Source organism: Azospirillum sp. 11R-A, from assembly GCF_049472615.1.
Classification (GTDB): domain Bacteria; phylum Pseudomonadota; class Alphaproteobacteria; order Azospirillales; family Azospirillaceae; genus Azospirillum; species Azospirillum palustre.
This window is the reverse complement of the sequence record NZ_JBCEBL010000002.1, coordinates 221628-247629: the sequence shown is the minus strand read 5'-3', so window position 1 is coordinate 247629 and position 26002 is coordinate 221628. Positions and strand designations below refer to the sequence as shown.

Sequence of the window (26002 nt, the reverse complement as noted above, 5' to 3'; positions counted from 1 at the left end):
GGAAAGGGAGCCACATCATGGCCGATCTTCGCAGCACCATCGCCGGCATCCGCTCCCCCAACCCCTTCTGGCTGGCGTCGGCCCCGCCGACCGACAAGGCCTACAACGTCGTCCGCGCCTTCAAGGCGGGCTGGGGCGGTGTGGTGTGGAAGACGCTGGGCGAGGACCCGCCGGTGGTCAACGTCTCCAGCCGCTACGGCGCGCATCTCGACACCGACCGCCGGATGATCGGCTTCAACAACATCGAGCTGATCTCCGACCGGCCGCTCGAGGTGAATTTGCAGGAGATCATCGAGGTCAAGCGCGACTGGCCCGACCGCGCCATGGTCGTCTCGCTGATGGCCCGCATCGAGGAGGAGGCCTGGGCCAACCTCGCCCGCCGCATCGCCGAGACCGGGGCAGCCGACGGGCTGGAACTCAACCTCGGCTGCCCGCACGGCATGTGCGAGCGCGGCATGGGCTCCGCCATCGGGCAGGTGCCGGAGATGGTCGAGCAGGTCACCCGCTGGGTGAAGAATGCCGTCAATTTGCCGGTGATCGTCAAGCTGACCCCCAACATCACCAACATCCTGTGGTCGGCCGAAGCGGCCAGGCGCGGCGGCGCCGACGCGGTGTCGCTGATCAACACGGTGAACTCCATCGTCGCGGTCGATCTCGACGCCATGGCGCCGACCCCGGTGGTCGACGGCAAGGGCAGCCATGGCGGCTATTGCGGCCCGGCGGTGAAGCCCATCGCGCTGAACATGGTGGCGGAAATCGCCCGCAACCCTGACACAAGGCACCTGCCGGTCAGCGGCATCGGCGGCATCACCACATGGCGCGACGCGGCGGAGTTCCTGGCGCTGGGCGCCACCAACGTCCAGGTCTGCACCGCGGCGATGACCTACGGCTTCAAGATCGTCGAGGACATGATCGGCGGCCTGTCCAACTGGATGGACGAGAAGGGATACCGGACGCTGGACGAGTTGAGCGGCCGCGCGGTGCGCAACGTCGTCAACTGGAACGACCTGAACATGAACTTCTCGACCAAGGCGGTGATCGACCCCGCCTTGTGCATCGATTGCGGCCGCTGCCACATCGTCTGCGAGGACACCTCGCACCAGGCGATCCGCATCGACCAAGGAGAAGGCCGCCGCGTCTTCACCGTGGTCAACGAGGAGTGCGTCGGCTGCAACCTGTGCAGCCATGTCTGCCCGGTGCCGGACTGCATCACCATGGTGCCGGAGCAGACCGACCTGCCCTACGTCACCTGGCCCAACGACGCCCGCAACCCGATGCGCGTCCCGGAAGCCGCCGAATAAATCAGCCGCCGAATAAAGAACGACGTTCAGGAGAGAGCAACATGTCCACCCCGCAGAATGTCGCCGTGAACGGCTCGCGCCTGTGGCAGAGCCTGATGGACATGGCGCAGATCGGCGGCACGCCCAAGGGCGGCGTGTGCCGGCTGGCGCTGACCGACCTCGACAAACAGGGCCGCGACCTGTTCGTGCGCTGGTGCGAGGAGGCCGGCTGCACGATTTCGGTCGACAGGATGGGCAACATCTTCGCCCGCCGTCCCGGCCGCGACGACAGCCTGCCCCCGGTCATCATGGGCAGCCATCTCGACAGCCAGCCGACCGGCGGCAAGTATGACGGCGTCTATGGCGTGCTGGCCGGGCTGGAGGTGGTGCGCAGCCTGAACGACATGAACTACGTCACCGAGGCTCCCGTCGAGGTCGCGGTCTGGACCAACGAGGAGGGGTCACGCTTCGCTCCCGCCATGGTGTCGTCCGGCGTCTTCGCCGGGGTGTTCGATCTGGACTACGGCCTGTCGCGCGCCGACCTCGACGGCAAGACGATGGGCGAGGAACTGGCCCGCATCGGCTATGCCGGCGACCAGGAGGTTGGCGGCCGCAAGGTCGGCGCTTATTTCGAGGCCCACATCGAGCAGGGTCCGATCCTGGAGATCGAAGGCAAGACCATCGGCGTCGTCACCGACTGCCAGGGCCAGCGCTGGTACGAGATCACCTTCACCGGCCAGGAAGCCCATGCCGGCCCGACCCCGATGGTGCGCCGCAAGGACGCGCTGCTGGGCGCCGCCCGCGTGGTGGATGCGGTGAACCGGATCGGCATGAAGTACGGCCCGCTCGCCTGCGCCACGGTCGGGCTGATGCAGATCCACCCCAACAGCCGCAACGTCATCCCCGGCCGGGTCTTCTTCACCGTCGATTTCCGCCACCCGGACGACGGCATCCTCAAAGCCATGGACGGTGAACTGCGCGCCGAGGTGGAGCGCATCGCCGGCGAAATCGGGCTGGAGACCGACTTCCAGCAGATCTGGTACTACGCCCCGATCAGGTTCGACGAGACCTGCGTCGCCGCCGTCCGCAAAGGGGTGGAGCGCACCGGCCACAGCTTCCGCGACATCGTCTCGGGCGCCGGCCACGACGCCTGCTACCTGTCGAAGGTCGCGCCGACGGCCATGGTCTTCATCCCCTGCATCGACGGCATCAGCCACAACGAGGTCGAGGAGACGACCCCGGAATGGTCGACCGCCGGCTGCGAGGTGCTGCTGCACGCCGTGCTGGACCGCGCGAATGCGATGGCGGAGCAGGTGAAAGCCCCTGCGTGACACTCTCCCTCTCCCGTCCCGGGAGAGGGAAGGGGCCCATGCGGAGCATGGGAAGGGTGAGGGGGATTGCAAGAATCCCGAACCGCATGGCTTCGTGCCTACCCCCTCACCCTCCCCACTTCGTGGGTCCCCTCCCTCTCCCGGGGCGGGAGAGGGCACCAGCAACAGCGATGGCGAAAGCGATGGCGCGAACGGCTGCCGAAACCACGGACACCACTCAGTCCCAAGGACGCATCCGGCGTGAGAATGTCGAGCGCATCCTGAAGGCGGCCGAGCGCGTCTTCGCCGAGGCCGGCTTCGCCGGCGCCACCATGGCCGACATCGCCGAGCGGGCCGGCCTGCCCAAGGCCAACCTGCATTACTATTTCGGCACCAAGGACGACCTCTACCGCGCGGTGCTCGACAACATCCTGCAGATGTGGCTGGCCCCCATCGGCTCCTTCACCGCCGACGCCGACCCGGCGGCGACGCTGACCGCCTATGTCACCGCCAAGATGGAGGCATCACGCACGCGGCCCCATGCTTCCAAGGTCTTCGCCAACGAGATCCTGCATGGCGGCACCCAGGTCGAACGCTTCCTGGCCGAAGACCTCAAAGCGCTGGTCGACGCCAAGGCTGCGGTGATCGACGGCTGGGTCGCCGCCGGCCGCATGGCCCCGGTCGATGCCCGCCAGTTCCTGTTCATGATCTGGGCGGTGACCCAGCATTACGCCGACTTCGACGTGCAGATCCGCAAGGTGCTGGGCCGCCGGACCCTGACCCGCCAGGACTTCGCCGCCATGACGGCGGAGGTGCTGCGGCTGGTCCTGCGCGCCGCCGGCCTGCCAGAAGCACAGATGCCAGAAGCACAGATGGCCGAGCCGCAAATCGCCGAAACCGAAACGCCCACCGACTCCGTCCCATCCATTTCCTGAGGGAGCGCCCGAGCATGTCCACCATCCTGATCCGCGGCGGCACCGTCGTCACCGCCGAGCAAACCCGCCGCGCCGACGTCCTCTGCCAGGACGGCATCATCACCGCGGTGGGCGACACGCTCGACGTGCCGGCGGGGGCCGAAACGGTGGATGCCGGCGGCTGCTACGTCATGCCCGGCGGCATCGACCCGCACACCCACATGGAACTGCCCTTCATGGGCACGGTGACGACGGAGGATTTCTTCAGCGGCACCGCCGCCGGCTTCGCCGGGGGGACGACGACGATCATCGACTTCGTCATCCCCAACCCGAAGCAGAGCCTGATGGAGGCCTATCACACCTGGCGCGGCTGGGCGGAGAAGGCGGCCGGCGACTACAGCTTCCACGTCGCCGTGACCTGGTGGGACGAGAGCGTGCATAGGGACATGGGCACGCTGGTCGCCGACCATGGCGTGAACAGCTTCAAGCACTTCATGGCCTACAAGAACGCCATCATGGCCGACGACGAGACGCTGGTGAACAGCTTCCAGCGCTGCCTGGAACTGGGCGCCATCCCCACCGTCCATGCCGAGAACGGCGAGCTGGTCTTCCAGCTCCAGAAGAAGCTGCTGGCCCAGGGCCTGACCGGACCGGAGGCCCATCCCCTGTCCCGCCCGCCGGAGGTGGAGGGCGAGGCCGCCAACCGCGCCATCCAGGTGGCGAAGGTGTTCGGCGTGCCGGTCTACATCGTCCATGTCTCGGCCAAGGAGGCGCTCGCCGCCATCGAACGCGGCCAGAATGACGGCCAGCGCGTGTTCGGCGAGGTTCTTGCCGGTCATCTGCTGATCGACGACGGGGTCTACCGCAGCCCCGACTGGGATTTCGCCGCCGGCCATGTCATGAGCCCGCCCTTCCGCCCGAAGGAGCATCAGGACGCGCTGTGGCGGGGCCTCCAGGCCGGACACCTGCACACCACCGCCACCGACCATTGCTGCTTCTGCGCGGAACAGAAGGCGATGGGCCGCAACGACTTCACCAAGATCCCGAACGGCACGGCCGGCATCGAGGACCGCATGACGGCGCTGTGGACGCACGGCGTCAACACCGGCCGGCTGACGATGAACGAGTTCGTTGCGGTGACCTCCGCCAACGCGGCGAAGATCTTCAACCTCTATCCGCGCAAGGGCTCGGTCAGCGTCGGCGCCGACGCCGATCTGGTGGTGTGGGACCCGAAGGCGACCAAGACCATCTCGGCCAAGACCCAGATGCAGAAGGTCGGCCTGAACATCTTCGAGGGCATGACCGTCACCGGCACCCCAGCCTACACGCTGAGCCAGGGCCGCATCGTCCACGCCCTGGGCGAGAGCCGCGCGGTGCGCGGCGCCGGCCGCTACATCAACCGCCCCGCCTTCCCGCCGGTCTACGAGGCGGTGTCGAAGCGCAACGCCCTGAACGTCCCGGTGGCGGTTGAGCGGTAGGAAATCGAATACCCTCTCCCGCCCCGGGAGAGGGAGGGGCCCCACGAAGTGGGGAGGGTGAGGGGGTTTCAAGGATCAAGGATCCATGTTCGGATCGCCCCTCACCCTTCCCACCGCTTTGCGGCGGGCCCCTTCCCTCTCCCGGGACGGGAGAGGGAGCTTTACCCAAATCACCCCACCGGGCTGGCGAACAGGAAGTTCTCCGCGGTCAGGCTGTTGCGGTCGACGCCCATCAGCTTGATCGAGTTGAACGCACCCAGGTCGATGGACAGGTCGGCGCCGTCCTGCGTCGAGTGGGTCAGCACGCTGTTCAGGCTGGTGAAGCCGCTGATGCTGCGGATGTCGATCACATCGCCGCCGGTGCCGGCCTGGAAGTCGCCGATGACGTCCCAGCCGTCGCTGGCATGCTGGACGAAGGTGTCGCGCCCGGCACCGCCGATCATGTAGTCGTTGCCGGCATTGCCGGTGATCGTGTCGTTGCCGCTGCCGCCGGCCAGATACTCGCCGGCCGAGGTGCCGGTGATGGTTTGGCCCGGCGTGCCGCCGGTGGAGCCGCCGCCCGTCGAACCGCCCGTGCTGCCGCCGGTCGCCGTGAAGGAGAAGTTGGCGGCGGTCAGGCTGCCGCGGGTGACGTTGGCGAGGATGGCGCTGTTGTTGCCGTCGAAATTCACGACGGTGTTGGCGCCGTCCTGCACGGTGACGGCCATCACCGACGCGAAGTCCTTGAAGCCGCCCCACCCCGCGACGTTCAGCACGTCGCCACCGCTGCCGGCCTGGAAGTCGCCGACATAGTCCCAGCCGTCGCCCGGCTTGAAGACGAAGGTGTCGCTGCCGGCGCCGCCGGTCATGTAGTCGTTGCCGGCGTTGCTGATGATGGTGTCGTTGCCGCTGCCGCCGGTGAGGTAGTCGCGGCCGTCGGTGCCGGTCAGCGTCTGGCCGCCCGTGCCGCCCGTCCCACCGCCGGTGCTGCCGCCACCCGTGTTGCCGCCACCCGTATCGCCGCCGCCGGTCGAGCCGCTGCCCTGGCCCAGCGTGATGGTGTTGCCGGACAGGCTGATGCTGGACGCGGCGAAGCTGCCGGCGATGCGGAGCGTCAGGTCGGAGCCGGCGGTGCCGTCGAGCCCGACATGGACCAGCGTGACGCCGTTCACCGTCTCCGCCTGGACCTTGCCGGCGGTCAGCGTGCTGCCGTTGCCGCTGCCGACCGTCCCCGACAGCGCGGCGCCGACGATGGCGAAGGCGTCGCCGGTGACGGCGCCGGTGATGCTGCCGAAGCCGTTGCCCTGGGCCGCGGTCATCGTCACGGTGTGGCGCTGGCTGCCGGTCAGGGCCAGCGTCTCGACGCTGGTCAGCGTCATGCCGCTGATGTCGATCTTCGGCGAGGCGACGTCGTTGTAATATTCGAGATTGTAGCCGTTGTAGCTGGTCAGGTTGTCCGACCGCAGCTCCAGCGTGTCGGTGCCGGCGCCGCCGTCGAAGCTGACCGTCCCGGCATCGTACTGGCTGACCACGATGTAGCGGTCGTTGCCGGCATCGCCATAGATCAGGTCGTTCTGGGTCTGGGCGTAGCTGCCGGAACTGACGATGCCGGCCAGGATGGTGTCGTCGCCGTCGCCGCCATAGACGGTGTCGCGCTCCCAGTCGCCCTTCAGCAGGTCGTTGCCGGCATCGCCGTAGATCAGGTCGGCACCGCCGCCGCCGGCCACCGTGTCGTTGCCGAGTTCGCCATGCAGCTGGTCGTTGTCGGCGCGGCCGTACATAAGGTCGTTGCCGCCGCCGCCGAAGACGCTGTCGTTGCCGTCGCCGGCTTCCAGCGTGTCGTCGCCGGCACCGCCATGCTCGACGTCGTTGCCGCCATGGCCCCAGAACCAGACGGCGGTGTCGCCGGCGGTCAGGCTGTCGGCATATTCGGAACCGATCCAGCGCTGGATGTTGACGAAGGTGTCGCCCGCCGCCTCGCCGGTGTTGTTGGCGCCGTTGGTCAGGTCCAGCGTCAGGCCGCTGGTCGCGTTCTCGTAGGTGACGATGTTGAAGCCGCTGCCGCCGACATAATGGTCGGCGCCCAGCCCGCCATTCATGGTGTCGCCGGCCGACTGGCCCGTGTTGCCGCCGCCGACCAGCGTGTCGTTGCCGATGCCGCCGATCAGGCTGTCGTTGCCGGTGCCGCCGACGATGCTGTCGTTGCCGGCCAGCCCGTTGATGGTGTTGCCGCCGTTGTCGCCGATCAGCGTGTCGTTGCCGCTGGTGGCGGTGCCGCTGTAGGCCAGACGATGCGGCCAGGCCTCCGCGCCTGCGAACGGGCGGGCCGCCAGGATCGGGCCGGTCACCACGTCGAGATCCCAGGACGCGCCCTGGTCGGCATGACCCACCGGATGGCTGGCGGCGGCGACGCGGGCACCGGTGACTGCGGCCAGACGCTCCACGAAGCGGCGGCCGTTGCGTCCGGCGCCGACGTCGCAGGCATGGATCAGGATCTCGCAGCCGGTCGCATCGGGCCAGCGGCGGTCGAACAGGGCGCTGGTGTCGAGCGGCGTCGCCCCCAGCTTCACCACACCGGGCGCGCCATGGGCGATCAGGTGGACCGCCGCCGGGCCTGCCTCGCGGGCGGCCTCCAGGGCGTCGGCCAGCAGGCCCAGGGCGTCCTCGTCCGCGGCGACCCGGACCACCGTCACGTCCGGCGCGTGTCGGCCGATCAGCGCATCGATGTCGGCCAGAGCGGCGTCGGCAAGAATGATCCCGTGCATGAAAACCCCTTTCTGGGGAATTGTTGGAAGTCGTTTGCGCGTTCTGTGATGTACGGGATCATGTCCACCAAACAACATCCAATAAGCCCATCATTCCTTGGGAAGCATCCACTCCGGCCGGGCGACCTGTTTTCTCCGTCATAGCGAAAGCGGTGCGGTCTCTTTCGATTTCGACGCCATCCGGCCGGTCGGGCTTGTTGCGGCGGCTTGCCACTCTTTTTCCAGATTGGGGGGCATCGCTCGGTAACTACCACCAATTCGGGGGACAGACCGGCGCGGCTGGGCGGAGCGCGCACAAAAAAACAGGGCCATCGGGAAGATCCCGATGGCCCAGTCCAGGAGAGAAGTCGTTCAGGGGTGCGGGAGCGCCGCCTGTTTCCCGGTCCGCCTCAGTGCATCAGCATGCGCGGCAGCCACAGCGAGAAGGCCGGGACATAGGTGACCAGCAGAAGCGCCACGAACAGCGCCCCGTAGAAGGGCGTGATGGAGCGCATCACCTCGCCCACCGACACGCCGCCGATGGCGCAGCCGATGAACTGGGTGGTGCCGACCGGCGGAGTGTTCAGGCCGAGCGCGCAGTTGATCAGCATGACGATGCCGAACTGCACCGGGTCCATGCCGTACTGCATGGCGATCGGCAGGAAGATCGGCGTGCAGATCAGGATCGTGCTGGCCATGTCCATGAAGGTGCCCAGCAGGAACAGGATGATGTTGATCAGCAGGAAGATCATCAGCGGGTTGGTCGACACGCCGGCCAGCAGCTCGCCGGTCATGTCCGCCACCTCATAGAGACCCATGAGGTACTGGAACATGGTCGACACGCCGATCAGCAGCAGCACCACGCCGGTGGTCTTCACCGTCTTGGCGGCGGCAGCCAGGAACTTCTCCCAGCTCAGCGTGCGGTAGACGAAGGTGGTCAGCAGCAGCGCGTAGATCACGGCCACCGAGGCCGACTCGGTCGCGGTGAACACGCCGGTGGTGATGCCGGCCAGGATGATGACGACGATCAGCAGGCCGGGGGCCGCGGCGGCGAAGGAATGCCCCAGGATGTCCCAGCCGGGGAAGGTCCCCTTGGGATAGCCGCGCTTCACCGCGACGTAATAGGCGGCACCCAGGTTGCAGACCATCAGCAGCAGCGCCGGCATCAGGCCCGCGGCGATCAGCGCGCCGATGGACGCCTTTCCGCCGGCGGCCAGCGCGTAGATGATCATGTTGTGGCTGGTCGGCATCAGCGCGCCGACGAGTGCGGCGTGGGTGGTGACGTTGACCGCGTAATCGGCGTGGTAGCCTTCCCGCTTCATCATCGGGATCATCACGGCGCCCATGGCCGACACGTCGGCGACCGGCGATCCGGCGACGCCGCCGAACAGCGTGCAGGCCACGACGTTGGACATGCCCAGCCCGCCGCGGATGTGGCCGACCATGCTCTTGGCCGCGGTGACGATCTTGTCGGCGACGCCGCCATGCAGCATCAGCTCGCCGGAGAAGACGAAGAAGGGAATGGCGAGGAACGAGAAGACGTTCATGCCCGACATCATCTGCTGGAAGACCACCGCGACCGGCAGGCCTTCATAGAGGATGGTGCAGAGCGCCGACAGGCCGATGGCGAAGGCGACCGGAATGCCGAGGATGAGGAAGCCGAAGAAGGTGATCGAAAGGATGGTCAGTTCCATGACGGCTTGACCTCCTCGCCGCGCACGATGGCGACGATATGCTCGATGGAGAACGAAACGATCAGCACGCCCGACAGCACCAGCGGCACGTAGCGCACGGCTTCGGAGACATGCAGGTTCGGGATGGTGTAGGAGGCGACCGAGCTGCCCAGGATCCAGCCATTGTAGGCCATGCAGGCGCCGAAGATGCCGACCAGGGCGTAGATCAGCACGTCCATCTTGCGGCGTGCGCTGTCCGACAGCATCACCAGCAGCGACTCCAGACCGATGTGGCCAGCATCGCGGACGCCGACGGCGGCGCCGATCAGCGTGACGTAAAGCACCAGCACGATGGCCAGGCTTTCCGCCCAGGTCGGCGAGCTGTTCAGCACATAGCGGCCGAACACCTGATAAAAGACGACGCACACGATCATCATCAGGCCGATGATGGCGGCATACATGCCGGTTTTGGCCAGCGCCGCGTTCATGCGGGTCAACCAGCCGGCCGCATGCGGCGGGCTGACGTCCATTGCTTGCAGCTCGATATCCATGCTGCGGCTCCCCACTCCTGAGACCCCGGCGGTGCGCGGTCCGTCCCGGACGGGACGAAGCCGCGCGCCGCCTTGTTCTTGGCGTTACAGAAAGGTCGTTACTTGGTTTCCTGGACGCGCTGGACGAGGCTCTGCAGCTTCGGCGTGTTCGCGAACTGGGTGTAGACCGGCTTCATGGCGTCGATGAATTCCTGCTTGTTCGGAACCTCGACGATCTGGGCGCCGGCCTGGGTCACGATCTCCTTGGACTTCAGCTCGCGCTCGTCCCACAGCTTGCGCATGTAGGGCACGGAGTCCTTGGCGGCCTTGCGGACCGTGGCCTGATCGTCCTTCGACAGGCGGTCCCAGGCGACCTTGGAGAAGACCAGCACCTCCGGGGCCATCGCGTGTTCGGTCAGGGTGAAGTACTTGGCCGCCTCGAAGTGGCGGGAGGATTCGTAGGACGGGTAGTTGTTCTCGGCGGCGTCGACGATGCCGGTCTTCAGCGCGGTGTAGACCTCGCCGAAGGGCATCGGCGTGGCGTTGGCGCCCAGCGCCTGGATCATGGCGACGAACAGGTCGGACTGCTGGACGCGGATCTTGGCGCCCTTCATGTCGGCCAGCGTCTTGTAGGGCTTGGCGGCCGAATACATGCTGCGCGAGCCGCTGTCGTAGAAGGCCAGGCCGATCATGCCCTGGCTTTCCATCGCCGCCAGGATTTCGTCGCCGATCGGGCCGTCCAGGACGCGGCGCATGTGGCCGGTGTCGCGGAAGATGAAGGGCAGCGCGGTGACCATCGTCTCCGGCACCACGTTGTTCAGCGGCGCCACGTTGATGCGCATCATCTCCAGCGCACCGATCTTCAGCTGCTCGATGGTGTCCTTTTCGGTGCCGAGCGCGCCGTTCGGGAACACCTTGATGCCGAGCTTGCCGTTGCTGCGCTCTGCCACCAGCTTGCCGACATAGCGGACCGCTTCGACGGTCGGGTAGTCGGTCGGGTGGATGTCGGCGGACCGGAAGTCGCGCGCGTCGGCCGGCGCAGACAGCATCGGGGTGGCCAGGATGCCGCAGACGGCACAGGCGGCCAGCAGCGCGGTGCGGACCGAAGTCAGCGAAAACTTCATAGGTTCTCCTCCTGATGGTGGGGACGAAGCCTGTTGCGGCCCGTCCTTTCTTGTTCTGGCGTTGCCCGTTGGCCTGAAGGCGACGGGCCGCCCTGCACACTCGACTGCACGTACCGTGGACCGGTGACAGACGAAGCGTGGAAGGTGGGACTTGCGGCGGCCGGATTTCGCAGCGCTGCGACAGCGCGGCGCGCAAACCGGGCACCATGCATGGCCGACACCGGCCCTGCCCCCATCCTCCTTCAGCCCCCCGGCTACCCTTGCGCCGCCCCCTGTTCACTGTACTTAGGATATTAGTATATCAATCTGCGCGCAACCCTGAAAGTTCAAAGCGGCAACAACCGTTCGGACTTTATCGCGATCAGGATTGCGGGGAGAGGAACAAAGTGACTGCCGGGGCGGGTTTCGGCCAGACCACGGATCGCCGCAGGGGGGCGGGTGCGACATTCGGCCCCAGCGTCCGCCGCAGCCGCTCCCCCCAGTCACCCGGATGCGGCGACGGACGCCGTCGGTCCTTTAGAGTGTGATCGGTTCAAGCGGAATCGCTTGAAGCGTGAATCACACGGAAAATCAAAGGTTAGAGTCTGTCTGGTGCTTCAATAGGCACCAGACAGACTCTAAAGGCGGGCCGGTCAGGCGTGCCCGTTCACGAGAGGCCACACCTCCAGGGCGCCGCGATAGATCATGTGCAGGGCGACATAGAGGATGATGGCGAGGCCGACATAGGCCAGCCAGCGGTGCTTGTGCAGGATGCGGGCGATGAAGCTGGCGGCGAGGCCCATCAGGGCGATCGACAGGGTCAGGCCGATGACCAGCACCCCCAGATGCTCGCGCGCCGCCCCGGCGACGGCCAGCACATTGTCGAGCGACATCGACACGTCGGCGACGACGATCTGCCAGACCGCCTGACCCAGCGTCTTGCGCGGGCCGGACGCCGCGGCGTCATCGTTCTCCAGCGACTCGACCGCCTCGTCCTCGTCCTGGGACTGGCGCAGCTCGCGCCACATCTTCCAGCACACCCACAGCAGCAGCACGCCGCCGGCCAGCAGCAGCCCGATGATCTGGAGAAGCTGGGTGGTGACGGCGGCGAAGCCGATGCGCAGCACGGTGGCGGCCAGGATGCCGATCAGGATCGCCTTGCCGCGCTGGTCCTTCGGCAGGCCGGCGGCGGCCAGACCGATGACGATGGCGTTGTCGCCGGCCAGCACCAGATCGATCATGATGACCTGGAGCAGCGCGAACAGCGCGTCGGTGGTGAAGAGTTCCGTCATTTGGGCACGAGTCCTCGCATCACGATCAGTGTGGGAGGAGAGGCCGCACGGGGTCTTCCGATGACCGGCCGGGCCGCGCCGAGGGCGTCGGACGGGAAGCGCCGGTCAAGGGCAAAAGGCGCGGGCCGCTCCTGATGTTCCCAGTCCGACATCGCAACCGGTGAAGGTTGCCAGAGGGGCCCGGCCTGGTTCTGGCGCTTTACGCCAAAGCTGTGGATTGCGCAAGGCCGCGCTTGCGGCCGGTGGGAGTTCCGGTGGGGCTGCCGATCAGGGCGTGCCGACCTCCACGGTTTCGCCGCTTTCCGACGCTTCAAGCATGGCCTCGATCAGCCGGTGGACCTTCAGCGCCTCGCGCCCGTCCACCCGCGGCCGGCGTCTTTCGTCCAGCGCGTCGAGGAAGTCGGACAGCACCGCGCGGTGATGCTGGTGGGAGAAGGCCATCGGGTCGGCGCCGCCGCCCAGCGTGGCGCCGTCCGCCCCGGCGGCGATGCGCTCGCCAGTGACCAGCTGCACCTCCAGCCGGTCGCCGGCCAGCACGGCGGATCCCCCGGTCCCGGCGATCTCGATCCGCTCCGGATAGCCCGGATAGACGGCGGTGGTGGCGTTCACGGTCGCCAGCATGCCGTTGCCGTAGCGCAGGGCCGTGGCGACCGCATCCTCCGTGTCCATGCCCACAGCCGGGTCGGATCTGCGCAGGACGCTGGTGGCGGCGAATCCGGCGACCCGGTCCGGCAGGCCGACGAGGCCGACGAAGGCGTCCAGCGTGTGGATCGCCTGGGTCAGCAGCACGCCGCCGCCGTCGCGCGCCTTCATGCCGCGGCCGGGCTGGGCGTAATAGGCATTGTCGCGCCACCAGCGCACCGACACCGCCGCGGTCAGCGGCTGGCCCAGCGCGCCGTCGCGCATCAGCGCCGCCAGCCGCTCGACCGAGGCGCGGAAACGGTGCTGCAACACCACGCCCAGCGTCAGCCCGGCATCCTCCATCGCGGAGACCACCGCCCGCGCGCCCTCCGGCGTCGCGTCCAGCGGCTTTTCCAGCAGCACATGCTTGCCGGCGGCGGCACAGCGCGCCACCAGCGCGGCATGGCTGTCGGGCGGGGTCAGCAGCAGGACGGCCGACAGGGTCGGGTCGTCCAGCAGGCTCTCCAGCCGGTCGACCACCGGCAGGCCGTGGCGGGCGGCGAAGGCGGCGCGGCGGTCGACCGACGGGCTGAAGCAGCCCGCCACCTCCACCCGGTCGGCAAGATCGATCAGGCTCTGCGCGTGCGGCGCCGACGCCATGCCGAGGCCGATGACACCGATGCGGCGACGGGAACCGGTCATCGAAGCGCTCCGTCCAGGGCGGTCGTCCCGGCAGCGATGTCGGCGGTCAGGCTGCCGGAGAAATAGAGCGGGGCGGCGTTGCGCACGTCGTCCACCGTGATCTGCAGATTGTCCAGATGACGCACCAGGCTCTGTTCGGCCCGGTCGGGGTCGTGGCCGGCGATGGCCTCGACGATGGCCTCATGCTCGGCGATGACCGTGCGCATGCGGCCGGGGACCGGCAGGGTCAGGCGGCGGCAGCGGTCGAGCTGGACCTTGGCCTGCTGGATGATGCCCCAGAAGCCGGGATATCCCGCCATCTCGGTGATCTGGGCGTGGAAGGCCTCGTCGGCCTGATGGAAGCCGTCGGCATCGCCCACCGCATCGACCTCGCGCTGGTGCTCCAGGCAGGCGCGCAAGGCGGCGATCTGGCTGCGGCTGGCGCGTTCGGCGGCGAAGCGCACGGTCGCCCGTTCCAGCACCTTGCGGATCACACCGGCTTCCGGCAGGGCGCCCAGCGGGATGCGGGCGACGAAGGTGCCGGATTGCGGGAAGATCTCGATCAGCCCCTCGTCGGCCAGCCGCAGCACCGCCTCGCGCACCGGCGTGCGGCTGACGCCATAGGCCTCGGCGATCTGCTTTTCGGCGATGGGCTCGCCCGGCTTGCGTTTCAGCGACACGATCTCCGCCCGCAGGTCGCGGTGGATGGCGTCGGCGGCGGTCGGGCCGCGCCGCATGTCCCGGCGCGCCGGCGGGCGGACCAGAAGCGCGGCGGCCTTGGCCGGCATGACCGGCGTGGCCGATGGCATGGTCGATGACGGTGTCGCCGCGATGGAACCGGTTTTGGCCGGCGGGTTGCCCGATGGCATGGCGTCCAGCCTCCTCAGAAGCACATGCCTCAGAATACTAATATATCAGCTAGCGCGGCAAGCAATTTCGCTCGTCCCCCGTTCGGATCCGGGTGTGACAAAGGCGCCCCCATTCCCGTCATGGCTGTAGGACGGTGGGGAGCGGAGCATGAGCGCCGAAAGGAACGTCCCGGCCGCCATCTCCCGCGATGGCGGGGAACGACGGCCGGGCCGGGGCTGGTACAGCTTCGACGGCAATCGACCCCGCCGGTCAGGCGCCGAAGCCGCCGTCGATGGTCTGGAACGAGCCGGTGATCATCCCGGCATGCGGGCCGGCGACATAGGCGGTCAGTTCTGCGACCTCGTCGGCGTCGATGTGGCGCTTGATCGCCATGAAGCTGTGCATGGCGGGCGCCATCGGACCGTCGGCCGGGTTCATGTCGCTGTGGGTCGGACCCGGCTGGATGGCGTTCACGGTGATGCCGCGGTCACCGAAATCGCGGGCGAGGCCGCGCACCATGCCCTGGACCGCCGCCTTGGTCAGGGCGTAGGCGGCCCCGCCGGCAAATGGCATGCGGTCGCCGTTGACCGACCCGATGACGATGATGCGCCCGCCGTCGTTCATGCGCCGGGCCGCTTCGACCGCCGCGTGGTAGGGCGCCCGGACGTTGATGTCGATCATCCGGTCGACCGCGTCGGGATCGAAGGTCAGCGGATCGCCGAGGATCGCCGTGCCGGCATTGACGACCAGCACGTCCAGCGCGCCGCGGTCGGCCACCGTGGCGATCAGGGCGTCGCGGTCGGCGCTGTCGGTGCGGATGGCTTCCGAACCGGTTTCGGCGGCCAGCGCCTCGGCGGCGTCCTTCGACCCGGCATAGGTGAAGGCGACCGTGCCGCCGGCCTTGGCGAAGCGGCGGACGATGGCCTTGCCGATGCCGCGGCTGCCGCCGAGGACCAGGATCTTGCGGCCGGTGAACTCACCCATGATGTGCTCCTTGATGAAATGTAGTGATCGCTATATAAATGTAGGCAAGGGATTTGCGCAAGGAGAAAATATAGTGACCGCTACAGAAAATTCCGGGGCTCGCGGACGGCGGCGGTCCTTCGATGTGGACGAGGCCGTCGAAACCGCGATGAGGCTGTTCCATGCGCGCGGCTACGACGCCGTGGGCGTCGCCGAGCTGGGGGCGGAGCTGGGGATCAAGCCGCCGAGCTTCTATGCCGCCTTCGGCAGCAAGGCCGGGCTGTTCGAGCGGGTGCTGCGGCGCTATGCGGCGGGGGAGGCCAACATCTTCGCCCGGGCGCAGGCCGAGGGCGGCGGCATGGCCGAGGTGATCGAGCGCACGCTGCTGCTGGCGGCGCGGCTCTATCCGGAGCGCAATGGGGTGGCGGGCTGTCTGGTGCTCGACGGCGCGCGCAACAGCGCCGACCCGGAGGCGTGCGCACTGGCCCGGACGATGGGAAAGGCCGGCGTGTCGGCGATCCGCGACTTCATCGCCACGGAGCAGCCGGAACGGGCTGACGCGCTGGCGGACTTCGTCGCAATCACGATGAAGGGAATGTCGGCGGCGGCGCGCGACGGCATGGGCGAGGAGGCGCTTACCGTCGTCGCCCGGATGGCGGGCCGCGCCTTCCGCCGCGAACTGGCGGCGGAAGGGTGATTTCAGGCGTTCGAACCGAAGGAAAAGCGTCGATTCAGGCCGGCATGGCGTCGCGCGGGATGATGGCGCCGCGGTGCTGGATGACGGCGGCGGCCAGCTTGTGGGCAGCGCGGGCGGCGTCGGCCGGACCCTCGCCGCGCAGGCGGGCGGCGAGATAGCCTGCGCTGAAGCTGTCGCCGGCCGCCGTGGTGTCGACCACCGTGGCGACCTTCTGCGCCGGCACCTCGACCGCCTCGCCATTCTCGATCACCACGCAGCCGGGCTGTTCCAGCTTCAGGACGATCTCGGTGACGCCGGCCTTGCGGACGCGGGCCAGCACGGCGTCGGCATCGGCGTCGCCATAGAGGTCGCGCAGGTCGGTGACGCCGGGCAGCGCGATGTCGGTCAGCGCCAGCATGCGGTCGAAGGCGGCCCGCGCGGTGTCGAGGTCCGGCCACAGGCGCGGACGCCAGTTGGTGTCGAAGGCGACCTTGCCGCCGCGCGCCCGCACCCGCTCCAGCACCTCGAAGAGGCGCTCGCGGCCCTGCTCGCCCAGGATGGCGATGCTGATGCCGGACAGATAGACGATGCCGTAGCCCTCCAGCGCCTTGGACAGCTCCGGCGTCTGGGGCAGGGCGAACAGCTCGCGCGCAGGCGCCCGGTCGCGCCAGTAGAGGAAGCGGCGCTCGCCGCTGGCATCGGTTTCGATCAGGTAGAGGCCGGGCAGGCGGTTCGGCACGCGCAGCACATGCCCGGTGCCGACGCCTTCCGCCGCCCAGGCCGCCACCATGTCGTCGCTGATGCTGTCGTCGCCGAGCGCGGTGACATAGTCGACCGGCGTGCCCAGACGCGCCAGATAGACCGCGGTGTTCAGCGTGTCGCCGCCGAAGCCCATGGTCAGCGACCCGTCCGGCCGCCGGAACATCTCGATCATGCATTCGCCGAGGGCGGCGACGCGGTTGGGCGTGTCGGTCATGCTTCTTCTCCGCAAGCCGGGGAACGCCCCGGCAAATCCCATTTCAACCAACTTAATGGCCAATTGAACGGCGTTCCCGCGCCCGCATCCGCTCGCGGTGCGCGGTGTAGAGTCCGCTGGCGATGATCACGCCGGTGCCGACGAAGGTCCAATGGTCGGGCACCGCGCCGAAGACGAGGAACCCCAACGCCGTGGACCAGATCAGCTGGACGTAGGTGAAGGGCGCCAGCACCGAGGCCTCGCCCTGGCGGTAGGCCAGGATCAGCAGCCATTGCGCCAGGGTGTAGACCAGCCCGATGAAGGCCCCCAGCAGCATCTCCCACGGGGTCGGCCACGCCGCATGCAGGGGCAGCAGAGCCGTGAGGGCGATCAGGCCGGTGAGCGCGCTCCACACCATGGTGGTCAGCGGGTTCTCCTGCACCGTCATCCTGCGCGTCGCCACCAGCCCCAGAGCCCAGCTGAAGGCGGTCAGGATCGGCAGCAGCGAGGCCGGCTGGAACCCGTCGGCCCCCGGCCGGATGACGATGATGACGCCGGCCAGCCCGACCAGCAGCGCCGCCCAGCGGCGGACGCCGACCTTCTCGGCCAGCAGCAGGATCGACAGCACGGTGACGAAGACGGGAGAGACGAAGCTGATCGCCGCGGCCTCGGCCAGCGGCAGATGCTGCATCGCCATGATGAAGAACAGCGCCGAGCCCAGCATGCCCAGGCCGCGCACCACCTGAAGCCCCGGCCGCGTCGTCTTCAGCACGCTCAGCGAACCGCCGCGCAGAGCCAGCGGCATCACCAATGCTGTGAAGACGACATAGCGCATCCAGGCGATTTCGGCCGGCGGCAGGGTCCGGCCGAGATATTTCGCCGTGGCGTCGGAGCAGGACAGGCAGGCCACCCCCAGCACCACCAGCAGGATCGCCCGCATCGGCTCCGTGCCCTTGGACCCGGATCCGGCCTGCGGATTGACCGTCGGCTGGATCGGTGTCTGGGGCGCGTTCACCGGTTCGGGACCGGTTTCGGCATTGGTGCGGGAGGTGGAACTGTCGGGCATGGCGCCGGCTCTTCAACGGTCATGGTTAAGGGGGCGGACCCCTTACATAACCGCTCCCATCTGCCAAGGAGCAAATTCGTCGGCGCCGACGCCAAGTTCCTCGCTCTTGGTCTTGCGGCCAGACGCGGTGTCGAGCACCAGCTGGAAGATCGCACGGCCGACCTCCTCGATGGTGGCGTCGCCGGTGGCGATGGCGCCGCAATCGATGTCCATGTCGTCCGGCATCCGGCGGAACAAGGTGCTGTTGGTCGCCAGCTTCAGGCTGGGCGTCGGCTTGCAGCCGAAGACCGAGCCGCGGCCGGTGGTGAAGCACAGCACGTTGGCGCCGCCCGCCACCTGTCCGGTTGCCGAGACGGGATCGTAGCCGGGGGTGTCCATGAAGACGAAGCCCTTGTCGGTGATCGGCTCGGCATAGCGGTAGACGGCGGTCATCGGGGTGGTGCCGCCCTTGGCGACCGCGCCCAGCGACTTCTCCAGGATGGTGGTCAGGCCGCCCTTCTTGTTGCCGGGCGACGGGTTGTTGTTCATCTCGCCGCCGGTGCGGCTGGTGTACTCCTCCCACCAGCCGATGCGCTCGACCAGCGCCTCGCCCACCTCGCGGCGGACGGCGCGGCGGGTCAGCAGATGCTCGGCGCCATAGACCTCCGGCGTCTCGCTCAGCACGGCGGTGCCGCCGTTGCGGACCAGCAGGTCGACGGCATAGCCCAGCGCCGGGTTGGCGGTGATGCCCGAATAGCCGTCGGAGCCGCCGCATTGCAGCGCCAGCGTCAGGTGGCTGGCCGGCAGGGTCTGGCGGGTGACGTCGTTGATCTCCGGCAGCAGCGCCTCGATCCGGCGGATGCCCTCGCGGGCCGCGGCGGCGGTGCCGCCCATGTCCTGGATGCCGATGGGGATGACGCGGGCGCCCTCCTCAAGGCCGGTGGCCTCCATCAGCTTGTCGATCTGGTTCACCTCGCAGCCGAGACCCAGCAGGATCACCGCGGCGAAGTTCGGGTGGCGGGCATAGCCGGCGATGGTCCGGCGCAGCGTGTCCATCACCTCGCCGCTGCCGGCCATGCCGCAGCCGTAGCCGTGGGTGAGCGCGACGACGCCGTCGATGTTGGGATAGGCGGCGAGCGCGGACCCACGGAAATGGTCGGCGATCATCCGCGCCGCGGTGGCGGAGCAGTTCACCGAGGTCAGCACGCCGATGTAGTTGCGGGTGGCGACGCGGCCGTCCGGGCGAACGATGCCCTGGAAGGTGGCGCGCTCGGCCTCCGGGATCGGCTCGACCGGATGGACGTCGGCGCCGAAGGCGTAGTCGCGCTCGAAATCGCTGCCCATGCCCATGTTGTGGACGTGGACATGGTCGCCCGGCTGGATCGCCGCGGTGGCGAAGCCGATGACCTGATTGTACTTGCGCACCGGTTCGCCCGGCGCGATGGCGCGCACCGCGACCTTGTGCCCGGCCGGCACCGGCCCGGTGGTCGCGACTTCGGTTGCCGGCAGAAGGATGCCGGATTCCAGGTCGGCGCCGGCGACGACGACGTTGTCGGCGGGGTGCAGGCGGATGGTCAGCGATGCCATGGGAAGATGTCCTTGAGGAGACTTGCTGGCCCCTCTCCCGTCGAGGGAGAGGGGCTTTGCTGGTCGTAGCGTTCAGCCAATCACAGCTTGTAGGCGTTCTTGGCGAGGCGGTAGGCGAGGTCGACGGCCAGGTCCGCGGCCTCGTCCTCTTCCATCCGGTGCTCGGAGACCAGACGGGCGAGGAAGCTGCAATCGACGCGGCGCGACACGTCGTGGCGGGCCGGGATCGAGCAGAAGGCGCGGGTGTCGTCGTTGAAGCCGACCGTGTTGTAGAAGCCGGCGGTCTCCGTGATCATCTCGCGGTAGCGGCGCATGCCCTCGGGGCTGTCGTGGAACCACCAGGCCGGGCCGACGCGCAGCGCCGGGTAATGGCCGGCGAGCGGCGCCAGTTCGCGGGAATAGCTGTCCTCATCCAGCGTGAACAGGATGATGGTCAGGTTGCGCTCGTTGCCGAAGCGGTCGAGCAGCGGCTTCAGCGCCCGCACATACTCGGTGCCGCTCGGGATATCGGCGCCCTTGTCGCGGCCGAAGCGCTGGAACACCACGTCGTTATGGTTGCGGAAGGAGCCGGGGTGGATCTGCATGACCAGACCGTCCTCCAGGCTCATCCGCGCCATTTCGGTCAGCATCTGGGCGCGGAACAGCTCGGACTCCTCGGCCGTCGCACCGCCGCGCCGCACGATGTCGAACAGCTTCTCGGCCTCAGGGCGCGCCAGATCGGCGGTCGCCGCCGTCGGGTGGCCGTGGTCGGTCGAGGTGGCGCCATAGCTCTTGAAATAGAGGCGGCGGTCGGCCAGCGCGGCGAGGTAGCCGTCCCAGGTCGCGGTGTCCTTGCCGGTGATGCGGGCCAGCTCGGCGAGGTTGTCGCGGAAGCCCTCGAACTCCGGATCGACGACCGGATCGGGACGGAAGGCGGTGATGACCCGGCCCTTCCAGCCGCTCTCGCGGATCGCCTTGTGGTGCACCAGCGGGTCGAGCGGCGATTCGGTGGTCGCCAGCACTTCGAGGTTGAAGCGCTCGAACAGGGCGCGCGGACGGTATTCCGGCTTGCGCAGGCACTCTTCGATCTGGTCGTAGATGCGGTCGGCGCTGGCGGCACTCAGACGCTCGGTGACGCCGAACACCGTCTCGAAGGCATGGGTCAGCCACATCGAGGTCGGGGTGCCGCGGAACAGGTGCCAGTTGCTGGCCAGCAGGCGCCAGATGGCGCGCGAATCGGTCGAGGTCTCCCCGCCGTCCTTGCGCGGAACGCCCAGCTGCTCCAGCGGAATTCCCTGGCTGTAGAGCATGCGGAATGCATAATGGTCGGGCTTGACGAACAGGCTCGCCGGATCGGGGAACGCCTCATTCTGCGCGAACCAGGACGGATCGGTGTGGCCGTGCGGGCTGACGATCGGCAGGGCGGCGACTTCGCCGTACAGGCGGCGCGCGATGGCACGTTGCGTCGGGTCGCTCGGGAAAAGACGGTCGGGGTGAAGCATCGGAAGCCTCTACGCTGCAAGAGAAGGGCAAAAGCAGGGTGGGGAAAAGGCGGGGTCCGTGCGGGGGACCGTCCCTACCGGCTGGCTGTATAATATTAATATATCAGATCTGATTGCAAGCCCAATCGTTCCGCCGGAGGGGCATTCGGGCCGGTGAAGGCTGCGCCCAGTCGCCGCACCCGATCCGGAAGGGAAACCGGCGATGGATTTGACGTTGACGAAGAGGGGCGGGTAGATTGCTGGGGATGAGGAACATCTCGCGGGTGGCGGACCGCCACCCCACGACATCTGTATGTTTGCCGCAATGGAGCCATCGGTGAAGAAGGTCGCGACGACAGAGGATGAAGGCGGCCTGACCTCCGCAGCCGTGCGCCGCAGCGCGGTCCCGGCCCCGGCGGTGCGCCCGCCGCGCCGTGCCGCCACCGTCGCGTCGCGCATCTACCGCGACCTGCGCGGCGAGATCGTCTCGCTGAAGCGCAAGCCCGGCGACGCCATCGCCGAGAAGCAGATCGCCGAGACCTATGGCGTCAGCCGCACGCCGGTGCGCGAGGCGGTGCTGAAGCTGGCCGACGAGGGGCTGATCGAGATTTTCCCGCAGTCCGGCACCTTCGTGTCGCGCATCCCGCTGGACGCCCTGCCGGAAGCCTTCGCCATCCGCAAGGCGCTGGAGGAGGCGACGGTGCGCTATGCGGCGGCACGCGCCAGCCGCAGCCAGATCGCGGCCTTGCGCGCCAATCTGGAATTGCAGCGCGAGATGCAGGAAACCGCCAACTATGAAGGGTTCCATCAGGCCGACGAGGCGTTCCACGCGCTGATCGCGGAGATCGCCGGCTATCCCGGCTTCTGGACGCTGATCCAGCAGACCAAGGTGCAGATCGACCGCTACCGCCTGCTGACCCTGCCGGTGCGCGGCCGCATCGCCGAGGTGATCGCCGAGCACACGGCCATTCTCGACGCGATGGCGGCGAACGACCCCGCCGCCGCCATCAAGGCGCTGGACGACCATCTGGACGATTTGCAGATCTCGGTCGCCGACATCCGGCGCGACTACCCGCGCTATTTCACGGCGCCGGGCGACCCGATTTAAAAAGGCCGATCTGAGGGGGTCGATCTGAAAAGGCCGGGGCGCCGGGCCGGTCCGAAAACCGGCCTGCGCCGTGACCGGGGGGGTTACGTCGCGTCGGCTTCGGCGGCGTAGGCCACCGGCTCGCCCAGGAAATCCTCGCGGATCGGCGTGAAGATGTCGAGCAGGATGCCCGGCTCCAGCGCCACCACGCCATGCAGGACGTTGGACGGCACCATGTAGCCGTCGCCGGTGTTCAGCCGCTTGGTGCGGCCGTCGATGGTGACGTCGAAGGAACCCTTCTCCACCACGGCGCACTGGACATGGGGATGGCGATGCTGCGCGCCGATGGCGCCGGCCTCGAACTCCACCCGCACCATCATCATCGTGTCGTTGTAGCCGAGGATCTTGCGGCGCACGCCGTCGCCCAGATCCTGCCACGGGATGTCGCCCGCGGTCAGGAACACATCGGTCGCCGTTGCGGTGGTCATTTTCCGGTTTCCTCCCCCAATGAAAAAGCCCTCCTCCGCCCGTGAGGGGCGGAGGAGGGCTGCTTTGCCTCAGCGCGCCAGCCAGCCGCCGTCGACCGGCAGGATGGTGCCGTGGATGTAGTCGGCGGCATCCGACGCCAGGAACACTGCCGGGCCGCCGATGTCGGACGGCAGGCTCCAACGCCCGGCCGGGATGCGGCCGAGGATCTCGGCGCTGCGGTTCTCGTCGGCGCGCAGAGCCGCGGTGTTGTTGGTGGCGACATAGCCCGGCGCGATGGCATTCACGTTGATGCCCTTGCCGGCCCACTCGCAGGCCAGAAGCTTGGTGATGCCGGCGACGCCGCTCTTGGAGGCGGTGTAGGACGGCACGCGGATGCCGCCCTGGAAGGACAGCATGGACGCGATGTTGATGATCTTGCCCTTGCGGCCAGCGCCGATGGCGTAGCGGCCGAAGGCTTGGCAGAGGAAGAACACCGTCTTGATGTTGAGGTTCATCACGGCGTCCCAGTCGGCCTCGCTGAAGTCGACGGCATCGGCGCGGCGGATCATCCCGGCGTTGTTGACCAGGATGTCCAGCCCGCCGAGCTTGGCGACCGTCTCCTCCACCAGCCCCTGGACCGGGGCGATGGAGGTCAGGTCGGCATGGATGCCGAGGAACTTGCGGCCGGTCGCCTCGACCAGCCCCTTGGTCTCGTCCAGCGACACGACGTCGACGGCGGCGATGTCGGCGCCGGCCTCGGCCAGCGCCAGGGCGATGCCCTGGCCGATGCCGGTGTTGGCGCCGGTGACCAGCGCCACCTTGCCGGTCAGGTCGAACGAAATGCTCATGGTCGGTTTCCGTTCTTATCGTTTGGTTTCAAATCGGGTGGCGCGTCAGCGCAGGCGGTCCATGGCGACGAAGTCCATGTCCGTGAAGTCCTGGTTGTCGCCGCCCATCGCCCAGATGAAGGTGTAGTTGCGGGTGCCGACGCCGGAATGGATCGACCAGGGCGGCGAGATCACCGCCTGCTCGTTGGCGACCACGATGTGGCGGGTCTGCTCCGGCTCGCCCATCAGGTGGACGACGCGCGCCTCTTCCGGCAGGTCGAAGTAGAAATAGACCTCGCAGCGCCGGTCATGGGTGTGGCACGGCATCGTGTTCCACATGTTGTTCGGCTTCAGCACCGTCATGCCCAGAACCAGCTGCGCGGTGCGGACCACGTCCGGGTGGATCATCTGGTAGATGGTGCGCTCGTTCGACTGGGCCGGGTCGCCGAGATGCACGGCCTTGGCCTGGCCGATCGAGATCTTCATCGTCTCGAAGCGGGCATGGGCGGGCGTGCTGTTCAGGTAGAACTTGGCCGGCTCGCGGCGGTCCAGGCTTTCGAAGACGACGTCCTTGCTGCCCATCGCGACATAGAGCGCGTCGCGCGGCGCCAGCTCGTACACGGCACCGTCGACGGTGACGCGGCCGGCACCGCCGACATTGACCACGCCCAGCTCGCGCCGGTCGAGGAAGTTGGGCGAGCCGATTTCCTTGGAGGACTCCAGCTTCACCGGGCCGGCGACCGGCATGGCGCCGCCGACCACGAACCGGTCGATGTGGCTGTAGGTGAAGACGGTCTCGTCCGCCTCGAACAGGGTCGGGACCAGGAAATGGTCGCGCAGCGTCTCGGTGTCGAAGCCGCGGACCGCGTCGGGATGGGAAGCATGCCGGACGGAGATTTTCATGGGAGAGGTCCTTTTAAAATCTGTGCAGCCGGCGTCCCGGCAGGTCTGGCGCCATCATACTAATATACTAGTAAGCCGGGCAAGCTCTAATGATGGAGTGCCGGACATTTCAGGCGGCGGAGGGTGCGACAAAGTCGCTGGTCCGAAGGGGGGCGGGAAGCGGCGGCGGGAGGGCGCGTTGCGCCGGCTTCAAAGGTAATATATTAGTGATCGGTCTTCGTCAGGAGTGTCCAGCCATGACCGCCCAACCGTCCGCCCCATCGCCTGCCAAGCCCCGCAAGCGCATCGCCCTCGTCGCCCATGACGCCCGCAAGGCGGACCTCATCGCCTGGATCGGCGCCAACATCGGCGCGCTGGACGGCCATGCCTTCTGGGCGACCGGCACCACCGGGCAGAAGGTGCGCGCCGCCCATCCCGGCCTGGACATCACCCCGCTGAAAAGCGGCCCGCTGGGCGGCGACCAGCAGATCGGCGCGATGATCGCCGAGGGGCGGATCGACCTGCTGGTCTTCTTCGTCGACCCGATGACCGCCCAGCCGCATGATGTCGACGTGAAGGCGCTGACCCGGCTGGCGACGCTCTACAACATCCCGATGGCCTGCAACGAGGCCACCGCCGACATGATCGTCTCCTCGGCCCATTTCGCCAGCGGCTACGCCCCGCGCGCCGCCAGCTTCACCGATTACGAGACGCGCAAGGTGTGAGCGCCGCCCGCCCGCTCATTCCGTGAAATATTGCGGATAGCTCCGCCGGACCTCGGCGATGCCCAGTTGCAGGTCGGTCAAATGGTGGCGCAGTTCGCCCACCGCGCGGTCGGGGTCGCGGGCGGCGACGGCCTCGACGATGGCGCCATGTTCGGCCAGCGCCTTGTCCATCCTGCCGGCCGCCGGCAGGGTCAAATGGCGGTAGCGGTCGACCTGCCGCTTCACCTGCTGGGTCACCGCCCAGAAGCCGGGATAGCCGGAGATTTCCGCCAGCAGGGCGTGGAACGCCTCGTCGGCCTCGTGGAAGCCGTCGAAATTGCCGGACTCCTTCATCTCGCGCTGGAGTTCCAGATTGGCGCGCAGCCGTGCCACCTGGCTGCCGCTCGCCTGTTCGGCGGCGTAGCGCACGGTGGCCTCCTCCAGCGCGCGGCGGATGGCGATGGCCTCCGGCAGGCCGCTGATGGGAATGCGGGCGACGAAGGTTCCGGACTGCGGGAACACCTCCACCAGACCTTCGTCGGCGAGCTTCAGCATCGCCTCGCGCACCGGCGTGCGGCTGACGCCATAGGTTTCCGCGACCTCCTTCTCGATCACCGGCTCGCCCGGCTTGCGCCGCAGGGAGACGATGTCGTCGCGCAGGTCGCGGTAGATGGTGCCCGAGACCGTGGCGCCGCGGTGGGCGGGCCTTGCGGTGGCGCTGGCGGGCCGGCGGCGGCGGCGGCGCACCGGTGCGGCCACGGCCACCATGTTCGTATCGCCCGCGTTGGAGTCCATAATCGTCCCATTCAATTCATCGGCGGTCGATACCAAGAGGCCGCGCTTACTAATATATCGCTGCGCGTCCGCAGGCGGAAAGTCTTTTGCCGCATGAAA

The 26002-nt window shown here is 68.0% G+C and carries 23 protein-coding genes; 7 read left to right on the top strand and 16 right to left on the bottom strand.

What is annotated here, in order from left to right:
• The first annotated feature begins 17 nt into the window (after positions 1-17).
• The 4 genes from preA to hydA all read left to right on the top strand — a co-directional run bounded on the left by preA (position 18) and on the right by hydA (position 4982).
• Entirely contained in the window at positions 18-1301 is a 1284-nt protein-coding gene (gene preA, locus VH569_RS04780; protein ID WP_423314361.1) for an NAD-dependent dihydropyrimidine dehydrogenase subunit PreA, read from the top strand.
• 41 nt (positions 1302-1342) lie between these two features.
• The gene (locus tag VH569_RS04775) at positions 1343-2611 is read left to right on the top strand and encodes a Zn-dependent hydrolase (RefSeq protein ID WP_423314360.1); all 1269 of its coding nucleotides are present in this window, start codon (positions 1343-1345) and stop codon (positions 2609-2611) included.
• Between the two features lie 182 nt (positions 2612-2793).
• On the top strand, positions 2794-3525 hold the full coding sequence (locus tag VH569_RS04770) for a TetR/AcrR family transcriptional regulator (RefSeq protein ID WP_423314359.1): 732 nt from the start codon (positions 2794-2796) through the stop codon (positions 3523-3525).
• Between the two features lie 14 nt (positions 3526-3539).
• Positions 3540-4982 carry a dihydropyrimidinase gene (gene hydA / locus VH569_RS04765; protein ID WP_423314358.1) on the top strand — a complete coding sequence of 481 codons (1443 nt, stop codon included), beginning with the start codon at positions 3540-3542 and terminating at the stop codon, positions 4980-4982.
• A 170-nt stretch (positions 4983-5152) separates the two neighbouring features.
• Here the strand turns inward: hydA and VH569_RS04760 are convergent, their stop codons facing one another.
• From VH569_RS04760 to bdcA, 8 genes are all read right to left on the bottom strand, one after another.
• Positions 5153-7726, bottom strand: a complete 2574-nt coding sequence (locus VH569_RS04760) for a DUF4347 domain-containing protein (RefSeq protein WP_423314357.1) — start codon at positions 7724-7726, stop codon at positions 5153-5155.
• Between the two features lie 389 nt (positions 7727-8115).
• On the bottom strand, positions 8116-9399 hold the full coding sequence (locus VH569_RS04755; RefSeq protein ID WP_098735921.1) for a TRAP transporter large permease: 1284 nt from the start codon (positions 9397-9399) through the stop codon (positions 8116-8118).
• Positions 9390-9929, bottom strand: a complete 540-nt coding sequence (locus tag VH569_RS04750) for a TRAP transporter small permease (RefSeq protein ID WP_098735922.1) — start codon at positions 9927-9929, stop codon at positions 9390-9392. The genes VH569_RS04755 and VH569_RS04750 overlap by 10 nt, the downstream gene beginning before the upstream one ends.
• A gap of 98 nt (positions 9930-10027) precedes the next feature.
• Positions 10028-11032, bottom strand: coding sequence for a TRAP transporter substrate-binding protein (locus VH569_RS04745; protein WP_098735923.1), 1005 nt, complete (start codon positions 11030-11032; stop codon positions 10028-10030).
• 632 nt (positions 11033-11664) lie between these two features.
• On the bottom strand, positions 11665-12303 hold the full coding sequence (locus VH569_RS04740; protein ID WP_376966156.1) for a TerC family protein: 639 nt from the start codon (positions 12301-12303) through the stop codon (positions 11665-11667).
• A gap of 267 nt (positions 12304-12570) precedes the next feature.
• Positions 12571-13626 carry a Gfo/Idh/MocA family protein gene (locus VH569_RS04735; RefSeq protein ID WP_423314356.1) on the bottom strand — a complete coding sequence of 352 codons (1056 nt, stop codon included), beginning with the start codon at positions 13624-13626 and terminating at the stop codon, positions 12571-12573.
• On the bottom strand, positions 13623-14474 hold the full coding sequence (locus VH569_RS04730; RefSeq protein ID WP_423314355.1) for a GntR family transcriptional regulator: 852 nt from the start codon (positions 14472-14474) through the stop codon (positions 13623-13625). The genes VH569_RS04735 and VH569_RS04730 overlap by 4 nt, the downstream gene beginning before the upstream one ends.
• 250 nt (positions 14475-14724) lie before the next feature.
• Positions 14725-15438, bottom strand: coding sequence for an SDR family oxidoreductase (gene bdcA / locus VH569_RS04725; protein WP_423314354.1), 714 nt, complete (start codon positions 15436-15438; stop codon positions 14725-14727).
• Between the two features lie 73 nt (positions 15439-15511).
• On the opposite strand from bdcA, the gene VH569_RS04720 reads away from it, so the two are divergent.
• Positions 15512-16114, top strand: a complete 603-nt coding sequence (locus tag VH569_RS04720; protein WP_423314353.1) for a TetR/AcrR family transcriptional regulator — start codon at positions 15512-15514, stop codon at positions 16112-16114.
• Positions 16115-16148: 34 nt separating this feature from the next.
• Here VH569_RS04720 and VH569_RS04715 read toward each other — a convergent pair whose 3' ends face one another.
• The 4 genes from VH569_RS04715 to uxaC all read right to left on the bottom strand — a co-directional run bounded on the left by VH569_RS04715 (position 16149) and on the right by uxaC (position 21161).
• Entirely contained in the window at positions 16149-17069 is a 921-nt protein-coding gene (locus tag VH569_RS04715; protein ID WP_423314352.1) for a sugar kinase, read from the bottom strand.
• A 52-nt stretch (positions 17070-17121) separates the two neighbouring features.
• Complete coding sequence (locus VH569_RS04710) at positions 17122-18114, bottom strand: DMT family transporter (RefSeq protein ID WP_423314351.1); 993 nt, start codon at positions 18112-18114, stop codon at positions 17122-17124.
• A gap of 42 nt (positions 18115-18156) precedes the next feature.
• On the bottom strand, positions 18157-19680 hold the full coding sequence (locus tag VH569_RS04705; RefSeq protein ID WP_423314350.1) for a UxaA family hydrolase: 1524 nt from the start codon (positions 19678-19680) through the stop codon (positions 18157-18159).
• An 80-nt stretch (positions 19681-19760) separates the two neighbouring features.
• Positions 19761-21161, bottom strand: a complete 1401-nt coding sequence (uxaC, locus tag VH569_RS04700; RefSeq protein WP_423314349.1) for a glucuronate isomerase — start codon at positions 21159-21161, stop codon at positions 19761-19763.
• A gap of 304 nt (positions 21162-21465) precedes the next feature.
• On the opposite strand from uxaC, the gene VH569_RS04695 reads away from it, so the two are divergent.
• Positions 21466-22248, top strand: coding sequence for a GntR family transcriptional regulator (locus tag VH569_RS04695; RefSeq protein ID WP_376967159.1), 783 nt, complete (start codon positions 21466-21468; stop codon positions 22246-22248).
• 83 nt (positions 22249-22331) lie between these two features.
• On the opposite strand, the gene VH569_RS04690 is transcribed toward VH569_RS04695, so the two are convergent.
• The 3 genes from VH569_RS04690 to kduI form a co-directional block, all read right to left on the bottom strand.
• Positions 22332-22715, bottom strand: a complete 384-nt coding sequence (locus VH569_RS04690) for a cupin domain-containing protein (RefSeq protein ID WP_423314348.1) — start codon at positions 22713-22715, stop codon at positions 22332-22334.
• A gap of 69 nt (positions 22716-22784) precedes the next feature.
• Complete coding sequence (gene kduD, locus VH569_RS04685; protein ID WP_423314347.1) at positions 22785-23543, bottom strand: 2-dehydro-3-deoxy-D-gluconate 5-dehydrogenase KduD; 759 nt, start codon at positions 23541-23543, stop codon at positions 22785-22787.
• A 45-nt stretch (positions 23544-23588) separates the two neighbouring features.
• A complete protein-coding gene (gene kduI, locus VH569_RS04680) occupies positions 23589-24425 on the bottom strand; it encodes a 5-dehydro-4-deoxy-D-glucuronate isomerase (RefSeq protein ID WP_174473407.1) in 837 nt (278 codons plus the stop codon).
• Between the two features lie 236 nt (positions 24426-24661).
• On the opposite strand from kduI, the gene VH569_RS04675 reads away from it, so the two are divergent.
• The gene (locus tag VH569_RS04675; RefSeq protein ID WP_423314346.1) at positions 24662-25129 is read left to right on the top strand and encodes a methylglyoxal synthase; all 468 of its coding nucleotides are present in this window, start codon (positions 24662-24664) and stop codon (positions 25127-25129) included.
• Positions 25130-25144: 15 nt separating this feature from the next.
• Here the strand turns inward: VH569_RS04675 and VH569_RS04670 are convergent, their stop codons facing one another.
• Positions 25145-25903: a GntR family transcriptional regulator gene (locus tag VH569_RS04670; protein ID WP_109452420.1), complete on the bottom strand. Its 759-nt coding sequence runs from the start codon at positions 25901-25903 to the stop codon at positions 25145-25147.
• Between the last annotated feature and the right edge of the window lie 99 nt (positions 25904-26002).